The sequence below is a fragment of the Algoriphagus aestuariicola genome (assembly GCF_017254835.1).
In the GTDB taxonomy this organism is placed as follows: domain Bacteria; phylum Bacteroidota; class Bacteroidia; order Cytophagales; family Cyclobacteriaceae; genus Algoriphagus; species Algoriphagus aestuariicola.
The window spans coordinates 845,540-860,551 of the sequence record NZ_JAFKCW010000002.1 but is presented as its reverse complement, the minus strand read 5'-3'; the positions used below and the strand labels follow the sequence as shown (position 1 = coordinate 860,551).

Below are 15,012 nucleotides of genomic sequence, written 5' to 3'. Positions count from 1 at the left end.
TCGGAAAATTAAGGCTTTTTGCCCAGAGCTATTCCCCGCTGAAGGAAGAGATTTCTGCTTTGAAGTTGGCTATTTCTTTTTTGGCGGTATCCCACCGCTTCCATGCAAAGAAAAGAGCGCCTCCTCCGAGCGCGGTATAGATCAATCCGGCACCGCCTAAAACCCCGGAAAGCAATAGGACAACACCCGCTGCCAAAAGGATTCCCTGTAGCCAGCTTTTTAAGAATAGTTTGGAGACTTCTTTGTCGTGGTAAAAGACTTGATCGGTACTGTGATTTTTAACGGCTATGTAGTGGCCAGTGTCTTTTCCGGAAGGAATCCCCCAAAACACGCTTAGCCGGTTGCCTTTTCGGGCCGCCAGATTGAAGTCCTGAAGTTGAAAGGCTCTTTCTTTTCCTTCGAGGCTGACCAAAAAAAGTTGGTCATGGACGATAGTGCGAGATGAGATAGAAACCGGTGCCGTTCCCCCCGTCCCTTGGTAAGTTCCGCCACCGCCACCACCGCCGTAGACTTGGGTTTCCATGCTTTTTCCGGATTCTTCTGTAGTTCCAGTAAACGAGTAGAGGCTAAATTCATTTTGATGGCTGGGCCGGAAAGTTTTCATGACGGAGATGATTTGTCAATGAAAATGCCCGATTAAAGCCCAAAATGCCAATTTGAATTAGTGGATGGTGAGTTCAATTGATTGGGTGGGGGCAATGGGTGATTTTTTGAAATGTGGCGGTAGAAAAATCACACCGATCCCCTCCGGCTTTTGTTGGTGGAGATTCATTGCTGGAAGTTCCATCTCTTGACGGTTTAAGAAAATTATCCGGCTGCATCTGGCGGGAATTGGCTGTTTTGTTATTTTTGGCCGTTTCCCCCTGGGATATGCGCGGATGAATAAATTGTCGACAAGTCTTCTTTTGTCGCTTTTGGTTTTCGCCCTTAAAGAGGACGATTTTCGATGACCACGGCATTGGATCCTAAAGTGAAAGGGCATCTACTTGTTAGCCGAGGGATTCGGCAGTTTTCCAAATCAGTAATCAAAAGGAAAGAATTAATCTATGACCACTATTGGGCTGGATATCGGGGGGTCGCATGTTTCTGTTGGCCGGGTAGAGTGGACAGGTAAAGAAGCTACGATTGTCGATTTTGGAGAGTCGGACGTGGATACTTCTCGGTCCGTTGCCGAAATAATCAATGACTGGATAGCGTTGATTAGGAAATCGGTGGGCATTGGACAGGGCCTACAAGTCGGCATTGCGATGCCAGGCCCCTTTGACTATCCAAATGGAATTTCCCTCATCAAGGATCAAGGCAAAATGAAAGCCCTTTTCGGACTTTCGGTGAAAAATCTACTTGCCGACGGCCTGAATATTGATCCTAACCGAATCGTCTTTACTAACGATGCGGAGGCTTTTCTGTTGGGAGAAAGCTTGGCCGGAGCTGGACGAGGATTTGAAAATTCCATCGGACTGACTCTTGGGACAGGCTTGGGCTCTGCGTTCAATGTGGGCGGCGAAGTCTGGGATGCGAAGCTTTGGACTGCTCCATTTAGGGATGGAAAGGCGGAGGACTACCTGGGTACAGGCTGGATTAGAAGCTACGTATGGGAGAAGTATCAGAAGGAAATCTCCGGAATGAGGGAGCTGGTCTTGGGAGAAATTGATTCGGAAATTGCGGCGGATGTTTTTTGGGAGTATGGAACGGCGCTGGGAGAGTTTTTATATCCATACTTGGTCGAAAAGCGTATCCACGGGCTGGTTTTGGGAGGAAAGATCTCCAGAGCCTCCAACTTTTTTCTACCCCATTGCCGAGCCTATTTGGATAGTTTGAGATTGGGTCTGGAAATCCGGATCTCCAAGCTGGGAGAGAGGGCCGCAATGCTGGGAGCTTGCATGCCCTTTTTTACCCGATTCTAGTGACTAGTATAAATTGGAATCCCTGCCTTCCGGATTCAAGGGATTTCTGATCCCAGCTATCCGACCCTATTGATAACGTCTTCAAAAAGTTTTTCGTTGACAACGGCCACTCCTCCGAGCAATCCGACGTCTTTGCCAAGCTGATAGAGCGCCAGTTGGGACTTTTCCCTCGATTTAGCCATACTATAGATATTGAGAGCTTGCTGTATTGGCGTGATCAGGTATTGGTTTGCCTCGGCCACGGATCCCCCGATGATGATCAATTCGGGGTTTAGCAGCTGGATGAGAATCGAAATACCCCTTCCTAGATCCAGTCCCGCTTCGGACAAGATGGTGATAGCCCGCTGGTCTCCGGCGAGCGCCGCCTCTACGACTAGACCAGGCTCCAATTCACCCTGGTGATCTCTCACCATCCTAGCCAGGATACTGTCTTTGTCCAGTTTGATCGCGTCTTCCGCCATCCGAACGATTGCCGTGCCCGATGAGACGGACTCTAAGCAGCCCTTTTTGCCGCAGGTGCAAGTGACGTCTCGGGACTCGAAAATTGGTGAATGGGAAAACTCTCCCGCAAATCCCGATGCTCCATGATAGATTTTGCCGTCGATGATTACTCCGAGCCCGATTCCCCAGCCGATGAATATCCCAAGGACATTCTTATGGTTGTGAACTGAGCCGAATTTGAACTCTGCCAAAGTCATTGCCCTCGCGTCATTTTCAAGGAATATTTTCTTCTTGAAGCGCGCTTCTAAGTTTTCGAGGAGCGTCTTTTTCCCAAATCTCAGGTAGGTGTAGTTCACTCCTCCGATGGAATCCACGAGTCCCGGCATGGAAAAACCTATCGCGATGATTTTTTCCGAAGGGACCTTAGTCTTCTCCAAATAGGTTTCGATCAGCTCGCAAAGTTGATCAAATGTCTCCTTTTCATTGTTGAGTATAATTTTGTGGTCCTCTTTTTCGTAAGCAAGTTCATGGGTGCACGAATATAGGGCGAGATGCATGTTGAACTTAGACAGATCAACGGACAGGACATAGAATGCATTTTCCGCTAATCGATATAGGTCGGGTTTCCTGCCCCCTTGGGATTCGGCACGTCCTTGCTTGATGACCTCTCCGGAGTTCATTAGGTCGGCTAGAAGCGCGTTTACGGTAGGCAGCGAAATCCCCACTTCATTACAGATTTCGCTTGCTGTATTGGCACCTTTTAGATAGAGGTTTTTGATGATTTTGATTTTGTTGAGGTAGCTCTTGATTTCTACCACTCCTTCCATTTTGGAGATGAGCTCTTGCGGGTTTATTAGGTTCATAGCGTATAGGAATGCCTGAATTAAAGGAAATTTTAGATTTCAAAAAAGACTTCCTAAAAAAAATCAGATAATAGGGACGGTCTAGTCGAGGGAAACTCGAATAATTTCCCGACCGGTTCAGGTTTTTAGAAAAGATTTGAAAATTTCTGCCCCAAATTTCTAGCGATTTGATCTTTCGCTATTTTTGCCAAAATTTTTATGAGATGGATAAAATCAAAATTGAAGCTCAATTGAGCAAAGATGAAGTTTTTGAGAATGTGGAGTCCTTCCTTTCGGAATTGGGGTTCCAAATTGCTTCAAAGGATATGAATCGACCGTGGGGTGGTTTTTTTGTCTTGGACGAGTCCCAGATCCTCCAATTCAAGGCGGAATTTTTTGATGAGGTGGAGCTATCTGATGAACAGTTGACACAGAAGTTGAGTCCGAAATTTCTCCTCGTGGCTCCTAATGCACGACTATCCTGGCAGTATCATTTCAGAAGGGCAGAGCTATGGAAGCTCATAGCTGGAAAATCAGCTATTTCAAGAAGTCACACCGACGAGCAGGGCCCGGTGACTGAAATGAAAATCGGCGCTGTCGTTTCTCTGGAAAAAGGAGAGCGTCATAGACTTATCGGAACTGAAAACTGGGGAGTGGTGGCAGAGATTTGGATGCATGCCGATCCTGAAAATCCATCGAACGAAGATGATATAGTAAGGCTTCAGGATGACTACGCCAGAAAATAAATAAGCTCGGGGGATTACCCCGAGCTTTAAAAATTTAAGTTTTAGTCCGTAGCTCAATCACCCTTAAAATAAACTACTCAAGTCTAAAAAAAACTACTGCGGACAAGCCGAAAGAAGTATCCGAATCTAAGCATAAAAATTTGAAATCCAATTAAATGGGTTTAAAAATAACCCTGTAATCCAAAAAATTATTTTTGTGATCGATTTAGAGCTTTTTTTTTAACGTTTTCCTCAGGCTTGTACGTTTTTGTTTGCGATTGTGCAATACAGGCTGTTCGATGATACTACAGCAACATTTGTTCACTGAGCTTCCACAATTTCGTCTTTTCTGAAGTTCACCAGGTCTTCAAGTCTACCTGAAGTGTTATAGTATCTCCAAGGGCCTTCCTTGAGTCCGTCTACCATCATTCCTTCAGAGGCTTTTCGGCCGTTTTCGTGGAAGAAAATCCAAATGCCTTCAGCTTTTCCCGACTTGAAAGTTCCCTCTGATTCTTTTTGCCCTGAAACATAGTAGGTAATTCTCGTGCCGTCACCGTCCTTCAGAGTGCCCTTGTCCAAGGACTTAGTACCGTCGTAGCTGAAGTATTCTCCTACGTTCTTGAGGCGACCGTTGTCCCAAAACTCTTCTTGGGTGAGTTGTTTGTTGTCGTAGAATAGTCCCCAAATGCCGTCTTCGACCCCTAGTTTGTAGGATCCGACTGATTTCAATTGGCCTCCATCATAGTAGTAAAACCACTGTCCATCCTCCATTCCGAGGTGATATTGCCCTTCTGCGATTAGAATTCCAATTTTGTTGAAATACTTCCAAAGTCCGGTCTTTAGATCGTTTTTATAGGCTCCAATAGAATATACCTTTCCGTCGGGAAAATAGCTCTTCCAGATCCCATCTTTTGCACCGCCTACATAGTTTCCCTGAACAGAGATCTCACCAGAACTGTGGTATTCGATGTATTCTCCAACGGGTACCCCGAGTTCATAGGTCTTGCGCTTTGAGAGACTTTTGTCAGGAAAGTATTCCTCCCACACTCCGACGGCAATGCCATTTTCGTATTTTTCGATGCGTGCTATACGACCAGTCTGATAGTAATATTTCCATTCACCTGTTTTGTTGCCGTTTTGGTCGTAGTATTCCTCCGCTTCAATGATTTTCGTCTCCGGGAAATAGCGCTTCCAGTCTCCGACTTTTTGGCCATTTTTGTAGTTGCCGGTCTCCAAAAGAATCGTGAACATATATCGCTTGAAACTACCTTCGAGCTGTCCTCCGGAGTAAGTGGCTTCTACCGTGACATTTCCATCCGGATCATACTCAAGATAGGGCCCCTCCCGAAGTCCTTTGGAGTAAAACTCCCGCGCGGCCAATTCGCCAAACTCGTAATAGGTGACCCATTGACCCGACTTCCGGCCGTCCTCAAACTGCCCTTCGACCAAAACCTGTGTCGGATCGATATAGGATGGATTGCCGGTCTTACCGAAAAACTCGACATATTTTCCGATCGGAATACTGTCTTGATAGATCATCTGCTTTTTCAAAACCCCATCTCTATCATAATACTTGGCAGGGCCAAAAAGCTTTCCATCCCGGTATTCCGTGGCCTCTCTTCTTTTTCCGTCAGGGTAAAATTGGGTCCAGGTGCCTTCCTTTTTTCCGGACGAGAATGTTCCTTCGGCGATTAGGGTATTGGTTTTAGGATTGTAAAACTTCCAAAGGCCTTCGCGCTGTCCATTGACTACGACTCCTGTTGCCATCAATGTGGAATCGGAGTTGAATTGCCGGATCAATTGAGGTTCCTGGGAATAGGCCGAAAAGTATAGTAAGGTAAAAACTGCCAGAAGCAAATTTCTCATGGTGGGTAGATTTGGGTGAGGTTCATGGCGAACCCAAGACAAACGATCGAAAGAAAAGATTCGACATACTTTTTACGTGCAAATCTGTTTCCTGTTTAAAATTAAGCTAATTCCTGTTTTGTTCGAGCGGAAGTTGCAGGATACCAAGGATTTTTTTCACTTCTTCGGTAAGTGAAAATGCGTTGATTTTTGGGTTTTTATCCAGTTCAAATTTCTTGATCCAAAGAGAGAATTCTCCATCACGCTTTCGGATCAGGTCAGGATCCCGGGTTTGGCTGTTGTTCAAAATCAGCTCTGGATAGTCCCACTTGTTGTCACTCATGCCAAAGTGAAACCCCTGCTCCAAAAGTGGCAAAATGGGATTTGCTCGATTTTTTCCCAACAAAATAGTGACAAAGAATCCCTTCCCAAACCAATTGAGCATACGAATATTAGCACCCTCGAGTGAATTGAAATCCCGGATCATGTCCAAGACTTGGTAGGGGAGTCCTAGGAGATCATTGCCCTTGGATATCTTGGAGCCCCGCGACCGCGGAGAGATTTTTTCAAAGTCCCGGGAGGAAATTGAATTCGCTAAGTCTTCCAAAATCTCAATGAATTGGCTTTTCAGGAAGTTTTGGCGACGGATGAGGTCGGAGTTTTGCCAAAGATCAAGATCTAAAAGTTCATTTGATTCTTCCATTACCAGCGAAGTAAAACCGACGCCCAAGTGAATCCGGAACCGAAGGCCGCTAAGCACACCAAATCTCCCTCCTTTAATTTTCCCTGTTCCCAAGCCTGAGAAAGGGCAATGGGAATCGTGCCCGCAGTGGTATTGCCCAAGTACATGATATTGTTGAAAACCTTTTCGTCCGGAAGCCCCAGCTTTTGCTGCACATATTGGCTGATTCTCAGGTTGGCTTGGTGCGGAATCAACAGATCGATATCATCTTTGGACAGCATGTTGTGGTCCAAGGCTTCGTTGATCACTTCCATGAAGCGGACAATGGCGTGTTTGAAGACCGTGTTTCCGTTCATTTTAAGAAAAAAATCCCCCCGATCTATCATCTCTTGGGAAATACGTACGCTTCCGCTGGAGCTCGGCGCGATGCAGTACAGCTCCTCTGCGTAAGCCCCTTCCGAATGAAGATGGGAGCTGAGTATTCCGGGTTGGTCCTGTGCTGTGGCACCCAAGACCACTGCCCCTGCGCCATCTGCAAAGATGACCGCGCTGGATCTGCCCTCGTCGCTTTTGTCCAAAGCGGACGATTGGATCTCGGCGCCGACGACGAGGATTTTTTTGTACATGCCGGTTTTGATAAATTGGTCTGCGACCGATAGTGCATAGAGAAAGCCGGAACAGGCATTTTTCACATCTAAGGCACCGATGCTTGTCATGCCCAACTCCCGTTGCAGCAGTACCCCATTTCCTGGAAGAAAATAATCCGACGTGATGGTAGCAAAGACGATGAAATCAATGTCCTGTGCGGCTACTCCAGCCCTCTCCATTGCCATGCGACTTGCTTTGGCCGACATGTTGGTCACTGTATCCACTCCTGGGGTAAACCACCTTCTCTCGTGGATTCCCGTTCGCTCTACGATCCACTCGTCGTTGGTGTTCATCATTTGGGAAAGTTCCTCATTGGTGACAATCCGCTCCGGAACGAAGTGTCCGGCTCCGAGTATTCGGGATTTATTCATTGCTGCTAGGGTCTACTTTTTTAAAAGTACTAAAGACTGCCAATATCGCTACTGGCGGGCAGAGACGCAAAAAATACGGTCTTGGTGCAGATTATTGAATTTTATCCGAAAAGGGTATAATTCCCAAACTGGTCCATCGGCGAGATTTTCCGGATGATCCCAGGAGAATCATTCTGAACCGAATTGACCAAAGACGAAACCGAATAGCTCAACATCAATTCCGCAGGATAAGGTTGGAGTAAGTTTAGTAGGTCGCTTTCTGAGCTGTATTTGTCGAGCCACTTTTTTTCCTGCTGCCGGTTTAAGATCACCGGCATCTGGTCGTGTACCTCCTCCACTACCTCATTGGGAGATGTTGTGAGAATCAGAAAAGTATGCTGCGATTCTCCGGAAACTGTTTCGTATTCTTCCCAAATTCCCGCAAAGGAAAACAGCTCGTCCTCCCTCAAGGTGAATCGATAGGGGATTTTGGTCTTTTTCCCCAGTTTTTTCCACTCAAAAAAGCCGTCAGCGGGAATAAGACAACGCCGACGTTGGAAGGAACTCCTGAAGGAAAGCTTCTCGTGAATCGATTCAGCCCGGGCGTTGATCAGCTTCTGCGCGACGGGTTTGTTGTGGCCAAAGTCCGGAGTCACGCCCCAATAAAAGAAGGAGAAGCCTTTTGGGCTATCCGACGTGATCACCGGCACCAGCTGCGTGGGAGCAATATTGAACCTAGGTTTGAAATCCACCAACATTTCCGCCTGAAACCGTTCCTCCAGTTCTGCTTTACTTTTGCTCAGGGAATATCTTCCACACATGATCAGGGAGTTGAATTATTAGAGCGGAAGTTAGAGATCAAAGGTTATAAATTCAACTGCCCGACGCTCAGAGTAATAGGTTTTTTCTGGGAAAGGTCCGGTAAACCCTACGTGGCCTCCATGCTTTGGAAACTCAAAATGGACCTGTTCAAGACGGTTGGCCATTTCTGTGGGGAAACAGGTGTCACTGAGGAAGGGGTCGTTTTGGGCATTTAGCACGAGTGTCGGCACTTCGATGAGTTCCAGAAACTGGAGTGAAGAATTGACCCGATAGTATTCGGTGGCATTCGAAAAGCCATGCAAAGGACCTGTGTAGATATCGTCAAACTCACGGAGCGTTTTGATTTTGCGCAGCGCTTTCGGGGAAATCTCTCCTGGAAACAGGGAGGATTTGTTTTGGACTTTTTCTTTGAGGCTGACCAAAAACCGTCTGGAATAGATGATGTTTTCGCCGGTTGAAATTTTTTCGCAGGACTTTGCCAAATCCAGCGGAACCGAGATCGCAATCCCCTTTTTTATTTTGGGATTTGAGGATTTTTGCTCTCCGAGGTATTTCAGGGTGAGGTTTCCCCCGAGGCTAAACCCCACCAAGTAGATCTCCTGATAATCTGCTTGGGCATGGCGGACTACGGTGTCCAGATCGTAGGTCGCCCCGCTATGGTAAAAGATTGCCTTTCGGTTCATTTCCCCGCTGCATCCGCGAAAGTTCCATGTGAGCACGTCGAAGTCCTTTTGGGTGAACTCACGAGCCATTCCCAGCATGTAGGGGCGGGTGCTGTTGCCCTCCAAGCCATGGCTGACGATCACCAGACGAGTACTCCCCGTGTTGAACCAGTCCAAGTCCAAGAAGTCGCCGTCGGGAGTTTCTATCCGCTCCCGCTTAGGTTTTTGGATTTCCACCTTTCGGAAAAGCGCGGGATAAATGGTTTCTAAGTGTCCACTAAAGAGCCAATTAGGTCTTTGGTAGAGGCTGTCAGAAGTCAGTGGCATGGTGAAATACGGCCTAAAACGACATGGAAAATACAGGATATAAATTTGAATAAAGCGTTTTTAAAAACTATTTTTGGACACTTTAAAAAACGAACAAGCTCGAAATTACCTATGGCCGAAATAATAAGAATGCCAAAAATGAGTGACACCATGGAGGAGGGAGTGATCGCTGCGTGGTTGAAAAAGGTAGGGGATACCGTGAAGCCGGGCGACATCTTGGCCGAAGTGGAGACCGACAAAGCAACCATGGAGTTGGAGTCTTACGAAGAGGGTGTGCTTTTATATATTGGAGTTCAAGAAAAAGATTCAGTACCGGTCAATGGCGTCATTGCCATCATCGGTGAAAAAGGCGAAGAATACGAGCACCTGCTCAACGGGTCGTCCAGCCCAGCCGAAACCAAAAAAGAAGAATCAAAGCCAGAAGCTAAGGCCGAAGAACCAGTTAAAGCTGAGAAAGCAGAAGCTCCTGCCGAAAAAATAGACACCTCCAGCATCAACGCTACGGTGATCACCATGCCTAAGATGAGTGACACCATGCAGGAAGGAACCATTGCTTCCTGGCTAAAAAAAGTCGGAGACTCTGTCAAATCTGGTGAAATCATCGCCGAAGTCGAGACCGACAAGGCGACGATGGAACTCGAGTCCTACGAAGACGGTGTGCTCCTTTACATCGGTGTGGAAGCCGGAGACAGTGTGCCTGTGGATGGAGTTATCGCAGTCATTGGTGAAAAAGGCGCAGACTACCAGACCCTGCTGAAGGCACAGCAGGGCGGAGCTAAGGCTTCCGCTCCGGCAGAAACCAAAGCTGAGCCCATTGAAGAAGCAAAAGCTGAGGCTCCAGCGGCCAAAGCTGCTCCGGCCGCCCCTGCTAGTGCACCGGTAGCTAGTGCAAGTGGTGAGCGAGTGAAAGCATCACCTTTGGCTAAGAAGATGGCGGAGGAAAAAGGATTTGACATCCGTCAGGTCAATGGATCAGGTGAGGGTGGAAGAATCGTAAAGCGTGACATCGAAACCTTTGTGCCAACAGCCGCTTCCGCGGCGCCTGCCGCCGCCGCAAGCGCTGCGCCTGCACTTGGCCAGGAAAGCTTCCGCGAGGAAAAAGTTTCCCAAATGAGAAAGGTGATCGCAAAGCGACTTGCCGAAAGCAAATTTGGCGCGCCACACTTCTACCTTACCATGGAGATCAACATGGACAAGGCCGTCGAAGCAAGGAAAAGCATGAACGAGATTTCCCCTGTGAAAATCTCATTCAACGACATGGTGATCAAGGCTACCGCGGCAGCTTTGCGCCAGCATCCAAAAGTGAACTCCAGCTGGCTAGGCGACAAAATCCGTTATAACGACCATATTCATATCGGCATGGCCGTAGCCGTAGAGGATGGGCTACTCGTACCTGTGATTCGATTCGCAGATAGTCTTTCTCTTTCGCAGATATCCAACCAAGCCAAGTCGCTTGGCGGAAAAGCCAAAAACAAAGAACTCCAGCCTAAAGATTGGGAGGGAAATACCTTCACCATTTCCAATTTGGGGATGTTCGGTATCGATGAGTTTACAGCTATCATCAATCCGCCAGACGCTTGTATTCTTGCCGTAGGCGGAATCAAAGAGACCGTCATCGTGAAGGACGGACAGATGAAGATTGGCAATATCATGAAGGTGACGCTTTCCTGTGACCACCGCGTAGTCGATGGAGCCGTCGGGTCGGCGTTCCTTTTGACTCTAAAAGGACTTCTTGAAGATCCTGTTCGGATCTTGGTATAAAAATCAACTGCCAAAAAGTCCTGTTTCGACGGGACTTTTTGTTTTAGAACGGTTATTGGTGAGAAGCAATGTGCTAATAAGGCGTCCCTAGAGAAATGCCAATAGCCAAACAGCCGATAATCTTACACTTTTATTACATGGAAAAAATCAAATCAACCACCGTCGTCGCCATCAGGCACAACGGTGAGGTAGTCATAGGAGCAGACGGACAGGCAACGCTGGGAAATACCGTGGCGAAAAGCTCTGTGAAGAAAATCCGAGTATTGCAGGGGGGAAAGATCGTGACCGGTTTTGCGGGATCGACGGCCGATGCGTTTACGCTTTTGGAAAAGTTTGAAGAGAAGCTCGGCGCTTTTGGCAACAACATGAAGCGCGCCGCGGTGGAGTTGGCAAAGGAGTGGCGTACAGACCGAATGCTGAGCAAACTTGAGGCGATGATGATCGTGGCTGACAAAGAGGATATCTTGATCATCTCTGGCAATGGAGACGTAATTGAGCCGGATATGGAGATCGCGACTATTGGTTCGGGGAGCATGTTTGCCCAGTCTGCGGCCCGTGCGATGAAGAAATTCGCCCCTCAACTATCTGCCGAGGAAATGGTGCGTGAAAGCCTACACATTGCCGCGGATGTCTGCATCTACACCAACCATAATCTGGTGGTGGAGAAAGTGAAGGATTGAGATACTTATTCAAAAAACATGAATTGGAGCCGGAAATATTTTCCGGCTTTTTTTGCTTCCAAGCCAAACTATCTCAAGCAGGATCGGTTAAATCCATAGAGCCAACACATAACTATGGAAACTGCCCCTGCCAAAAAAACTGTCAAAAAAGACCAGCGTAAACTGATCTTGGAAGGATTCAAAATCTACGTTTTGGATCACGGATCTGAGCCGGCCTCCATCTTTAAATTTGCCCAAAGCCTCAAACTCAAAGAGGCCGATTTTTATACTTATTTCACATCGTTCAAATCCATCAAGTCCTCCATCTGGACGTCGATCTTTGAAGATACGCTGGCGGAAATCCAAAAGCAGGAGGTCTTCGCGAGCTATTCTGCCCGAGAGAAGTTCCTGGGATTTCTGTTCACTTGGATAGAAGAGCTGAAGAAAAGCCGCTCCTATCTTTTGGTTTTGTATGGGGACAAAGTGAAGGCGCTCAGGGAGCTTCCGGCCGATACCCGAGAGTTCAAAAGGGCTTTCATCGACTTCAGCGAGGAGATTTTGGCGGAGGGTAAAGAAACCGAGGAAATCGCCGACAGGCCCTATGTCACGGAAAAGTACGGGGAAGCGCTCTGGCTTCAGGTGATGTTCGTGTTACGTTTCTGGGTGGATGACAGAAGCCCCCGCTTTGAGAAGACCGATGCTGCGGTGGAAAAATCCGTCAACCTCGCCTTTGACCTCATGGGCAAGAGTGCGCTCGACACCTTCTTGGACTTTGCAAAGTTTCTCTACCAAAACAAATAAACCATGGCAGACGGAGTAAAAGAACAGGAGTCTATTCCTGTTTCTAAGGTGCAGCGCGCTGCAAAATTTATAACCACCGGGGCCAAAGTGGGAGGGAACTATGTGAAGCACTATGCGAAAAAGATGGTAAATCCATCGATGGACAAGGAAGAGCTCCACCAAAACAACGCCCAGGACATTTATTCCTCACTGAGCGAGCTGAAAGGCTCCGCGCTAAAGGTGGCCCAGATGATGTCCATGGACAAAAACCTCCTGCCAAGGGCCTATCAGGACAAGTTCGTGATGGCGCAATGTTCCGCTCCGCCTTTGTCTTATCCCTTGGTGGTGAAGACATTCCAGCAGTTTTTCTCCAAAAGCCCCGAACAGATTTTTGATACCTTCTCCCGAAATGCTGTGAACGCTGCCTCCATCGGCCAGGTGCATCAAGCTACGCTGAAAGGAAGATATCTGGCGGTAAAAATCCAATATCCCGGGGTGGCCGATTCGGTTAGCTCAGACTTGAAGTTGGTACGACCCTTTGCATTGAGACTGCTCAATATGAACGAAAAGGAACTCGACCACTACATGGAGGAAGTGGAGGAACGCTTGCTGGAAGAGACAGACTATCTGCTTGAAGTGCAGCGATCCCGTGAGATCTCCAAGGCCTGCGCTTCCATCCCCAATCTCGTTTTTCCAAAATATTACAGTGAACTCAGCTCAGAGCGTATCATCGCCATGGATTGGATTTTCGGGAAACACATCAAGGAGTGGATGGAAACCAATCCCAGCCAAGCTACCCGCAACCAAGTCGGTCAGGCGCTTTGGGACTTCTACCATTTTCAGGTTCACGAACTCAAACAAGTTCATGCTGATCCTCATCCGGGCAATTTCATCATACAGGAAGATGGCCGCCTTGGTATTATAGATTTCGGATGTGTCAAGGTGATTCCGGAGGATTTTTACCAAGGATACTTCGCGTTGATCAAAAAAGAACTGGGTATGGACGAGGTGGAACTGGACAAGGTTTTCTATTCTTTGGACTTTATTTCCGACAAAGATTCTCCTGCAGAAAAAAGCTACTTCAAGCAGGTCTTTAGGGAAATGATCTCCCTCTTGGGCAAACCCTTCCATGTAGACTCCTTTGATTTTTCGGACGACTCCTACTTTGAGCAGATATTCCAGCTCGGGGACAGGATCTCCAATGACAAGATGTTCAAGAAATCCCGACAGGCAAGGGGCTCACGACATGGGCTTTACATCAACAGAACCTACTTTGGCTTGTACAATTTGCTCAACCAACTGCAAGCGGAGGTGACGACTACCAAACCAGATTGGCTCAAATGAACTTGCCTAATCCGAGACTTCAATTGGCGTAGGTCACTCTGTAGATACAGCCGGCCATGTCATCGGAGATTAGCAGACTTCCGTCTGGCATTTCCAGCACGTCGACTGGTCGTCCCCATACTTCCTGACTTGCATCGTCCAGCCAACCCGTCACAAATTTCTCCTGTGCGGTCACGCTGCCGGAAGCGTCTATGGAGGCCATGACCACTTCGTATCCAGCCTTTTTGCTTCGGTTCCAGCTGCCGTGTTTTGCGATGATTGCGTTGTTTTTATAGGCGTTTGGAAACAAGTCTCCCAAATAGAATCTCATCCCCAGCGGCGCATTGTGAGGTCCCATTTTGGCTGCAGGAGCTACATAAGCCGCCGTTTCCTTTCCTTTGTTTCCAAAGTCGGGATCCTTTATTGTACCAGCGTGCCAGTAAGGATATCCGAAATGCTGCCCGGCCGCAGTTGCGTGATTGAGTTCGCAATCGGGAATGTCGTCGCCCATCAAGTCCCTTCCATTGTCGGTAAACCAAAGCTCCTTTGTGATGGGATGCCAGTCAAATCCTACGGAGTTTCGGACTCCGTGTGCATAGACCTCGGGTTTTGCCCCAGGTTTGGTGATATCGATTCGAGTGATACTTGCAAAAATCGGATTTTCGCTTTCACAGATGTTGCAGGGAGCTCCGACGGGCACGTAGAGCATGCTGTCCGGACCGAAGGCGATGAATTTCCACCCGTGGTGTTTTTCTGTTGGATACCCGTCAAAGACCACTTCGAATTCGGGCTTGTCCAGATTGTTTTTGATATCCCCAAACTTCAGGATGCGGCTGACTTCCGCCACATAGAGATCGCCATCTTTGAAGGCGACTCCATTTGGCATGTCGAGTCCACTTGCCAAAGTGTATCTGGAATCAGCCTTGCCGTCTTTGTTTTCATCTACCAGAGCGTAGACGTTCTTTCCCTGACGGGTTCCCACAAAAACAACCCCGTCGTCTGAGATTGCCATTGAGCGGGCATTTGGGACATCAGCAGCCCAAACTTCGATTTTAAAACCAGGCTGAAGCTTGAGTCGATCAAGTTTGACATTGGCTTGTGCTGTTCGGATATCGAGCTTGTTTCCTTCGGGTCCACCAGTACTTTTCTCTTGGCAATGGGCATTGAGGCTCAGAATGCCAAGGCATAAACTCCAGACAATCGCTTTTTTGAGGTTCATGGTATTTTTGGGTTTCACATAT

At 47.6% G+C, this 15,012-nt stretch carries 14 protein-coding genes; 6 read left to right on the top strand and 8 right to left on the bottom strand.

The window, feature by feature from the left end:
• Nucleotides 1-28: 28 nt before the first annotated feature.
• On the bottom strand, nt 29-604 hold the full coding sequence (locus tag J0A67_RS10825; RefSeq protein WP_206569348.1) for a hypothetical protein: 576 nt from the start codon (nt 602-604) through the stop codon (nt 29-31).
• Between the two features lie 442 nt (nt 605-1,046).
• Between J0A67_RS10825 and J0A67_RS10820 the strand changes: the two genes are divergently transcribed.
• Nucleotides 1,047-1,904 carry an ROK family protein gene (locus tag J0A67_RS10820; protein WP_206569347.1) on the top strand — a complete coding sequence of 286 codons (858 nt, stop codon included), beginning with the start codon at nt 1,047-1,049 and terminating at the stop codon, nt 1,902-1,904.
• A gap of 56 nt (nt 1,905-1,960) precedes the next feature.
• On the opposite strand, the gene J0A67_RS10815 is transcribed toward J0A67_RS10820, so the two are convergent.
• Nucleotides 1,961-3,208, bottom strand: coding sequence for an ROK family transcriptional regulator (locus J0A67_RS10815; RefSeq protein ID WP_206569346.1), 1,248 nt, complete (start codon nt 3,206-3,208; stop codon nt 1,961-1,963).
• Between the two features lie 203 nt (nt 3,209-3,411).
• On the opposite strand from J0A67_RS10815, the gene J0A67_RS10810 reads away from it, so the two are divergent.
• Nucleotides 3,412-3,933: a cupin domain-containing protein gene (locus J0A67_RS10810; protein WP_206569344.1), complete on the top strand. Its 522-nt coding sequence runs from the start codon at nt 3,412-3,414 to the stop codon at nt 3,931-3,933.
• Nucleotides 3,934-4,233: 300 nt separating this feature from the next.
• Here the strand turns inward: J0A67_RS10810 and J0A67_RS10805 are convergent, their stop codons facing one another.
• The 5 genes from J0A67_RS10805 to J0A67_RS10785 all read right to left on the bottom strand — a co-directional run bounded on the left by J0A67_RS10805 (nt 4,234) and on the right by J0A67_RS10785 (nt 9,248).
• Nucleotides 4,234-5,778: a toxin-antitoxin system YwqK family antitoxin gene (locus tag J0A67_RS10805; RefSeq protein ID WP_206569342.1), complete on the bottom strand. Its 1,545-nt coding sequence runs from the start codon at nt 5,776-5,778 to the stop codon at nt 4,234-4,236.
• A gap of 106 nt (nt 5,779-5,884) precedes the next feature.
• Entirely contained in the window at nt 5,885-6,460 is a 576-nt protein-coding gene (locus J0A67_RS10800; protein ID WP_206569341.1) for a hypothetical protein, read from the bottom strand.
• Nucleotides 6,460-7,458: a 3-oxoacyl-ACP synthase III family protein gene (locus tag J0A67_RS10795; protein ID WP_206569339.1), complete on the bottom strand. Its 999-nt coding sequence runs from the start codon at nt 7,456-7,458 to the stop codon at nt 6,460-6,462. The genes J0A67_RS10800 and J0A67_RS10795 overlap by 1 nt, the downstream gene beginning before the upstream one ends.
• A gap of 101 nt (nt 7,459-7,559) precedes the next feature.
• Nucleotides 7,560-8,258, bottom strand: a complete 699-nt coding sequence (locus tag J0A67_RS10790; protein ID WP_206569337.1) for an SOS response-associated peptidase — start codon at nt 8,256-8,258, stop codon at nt 7,560-7,562.
• A gap of 30 nt (nt 8,259-8,288) precedes the next feature.
• Nucleotides 8,289-9,248 (bottom strand): YheT family hydrolase, encoded by a 960-nt coding sequence (locus tag J0A67_RS10785; RefSeq protein ID WP_206569335.1) that lies wholly within the window; start codon nt 9,246-9,248, stop codon nt 8,289-8,291.
• 111 nt (nt 9,249-9,359) lie between these two features.
• Between J0A67_RS10785 and J0A67_RS10780 the strand changes: the two genes are divergently transcribed.
• The 4 genes from J0A67_RS10780 (at nt 9,360) to J0A67_RS10765 (ending at nt 13,792) form a co-directional block, all read left to right on the top strand.
• Nucleotides 9,360-11,009, top strand: coding sequence for a pyruvate dehydrogenase complex dihydrolipoamide acetyltransferase (locus J0A67_RS10780; protein ID WP_206569334.1), 1,650 nt, complete (start codon nt 9,360-9,362; stop codon nt 11,007-11,009).
• Between the two features lie 137 nt (nt 11,010-11,146).
• Entirely contained in the window at nt 11,147-11,689 is a 543-nt protein-coding gene (gene hslV, locus J0A67_RS10775; RefSeq protein ID WP_206569333.1) for an ATP-dependent protease subunit HslV, read from the top strand.
• 114 nt (nt 11,690-11,803) lie between these two features.
• Nucleotides 11,804-12,469: a TetR/AcrR family transcriptional regulator gene (locus J0A67_RS10770; RefSeq protein WP_206569332.1), complete on the top strand. Its 666-nt coding sequence runs from the start codon at nt 11,804-11,806 to the stop codon at nt 12,467-12,469.
• 3 nt (nt 12,470-12,472) lie between these two features.
• Nucleotides 12,473-13,792 (top strand): ABC1 kinase family protein, encoded by a 1,320-nt coding sequence (locus J0A67_RS10765; RefSeq protein WP_206569331.1) that lies wholly within the window; start codon nt 12,473-12,475, stop codon nt 13,790-13,792.
• A gap of 19 nt (nt 13,793-13,811) precedes the next feature.
• Here J0A67_RS10765 and J0A67_RS10760 read toward each other — a convergent pair whose 3' ends face one another.
• On the bottom strand, nt 13,812-14,990 hold the full coding sequence (locus J0A67_RS10760) for a PQQ-dependent sugar dehydrogenase (protein WP_206569330.1): 1,179 nt from the start codon (nt 14,988-14,990) through the stop codon (nt 13,812-13,814).
• Nucleotides 14,991-15,012: the final 22 nt, after the last annotated feature.

Bases quoted from the DNA above. Each gene is read 5' to 3' on its own strand.
- J0A67_RS10825 (WP_206569348.1), bottom strand. From the start codon at position 604: ATGAAAACTTTCCGGCCCAGCCATCAAAATGAATTTAGCCTCTACTCG.
- J0A67_RS10820 (WP_206569347.1), top strand. From the start codon at position 1,047: ATGACCACTATTGGGCTGGATATCGGGGGGTCGCATGTTTCTGTTGGC.
- J0A67_RS10815 (WP_206569346.1), bottom strand. From the start codon at position 3,208: ATGAACCTAATAAACCCGCAAGAGCTCATCTCCAAAATGGAAGGAGTG.
- J0A67_RS10810 (WP_206569344.1), top strand. From the start codon at position 3,412: ATGGATAAAATCAAAATTGAAGCTCAATTGAGCAAAGATGAAGTTTTT.
- J0A67_RS10805 (WP_206569342.1), bottom strand. From the start codon at position 5,778: ATGAGAAATTTGCTTCTGGCAGTTTTTACCTTACTATACTTTTCGGCC.
- J0A67_RS10800 (WP_206569341.1), bottom strand. From the start codon at position 6,460: ATGGAAGAATCAAATGAACTTTTAGATCTTGATCTTTGGCAAAACTCC.
- J0A67_RS10795 (WP_206569339.1), bottom strand. From the start codon at position 7,458: ATGAATAAATCCCGAATACTCGGAGCCGGACACTTCGTTCCGGAGCGG.
- J0A67_RS10790 (WP_206569337.1), bottom strand. From the start codon at position 8,258: ATGTGTGGAAGATATTCCCTGAGCAAAAGTAAAGCAGAACTGGAGGAA.
- J0A67_RS10785 (WP_206569335.1), bottom strand. From the start codon at position 9,248: ATGCCACTGACTTCTGACAGCCTCTACCAAAGACCTAATTGGCTCTTT.
- J0A67_RS10780 (WP_206569334.1), top strand. From the start codon at position 9,360: ATGGCCGAAATAATAAGAATGCCAAAAATGAGTGACACCATGGAGGAG.
- hslV (WP_206569333.1), top strand. From the start codon at position 11,147: ATGGAAAAAATCAAATCAACCACCGTCGTCGCCATCAGGCACAACGGT.
- J0A67_RS10770 (WP_206569332.1), top strand. From the start codon at position 11,804: ATGGAAACTGCCCCTGCCAAAAAAACTGTCAAAAAAGACCAGCGTAAA.
- J0A67_RS10765 (WP_206569331.1), top strand. From the start codon at position 12,473: ATGGCAGACGGAGTAAAAGAACAGGAGTCTATTCCTGTTTCTAAGGTG.
- J0A67_RS10760 (WP_206569330.1), bottom strand. From the start codon at position 14,990: ATGAACCTCAAAAAAGCGATTGTCTGGAGTTTATGCCTTGGCATTCTG.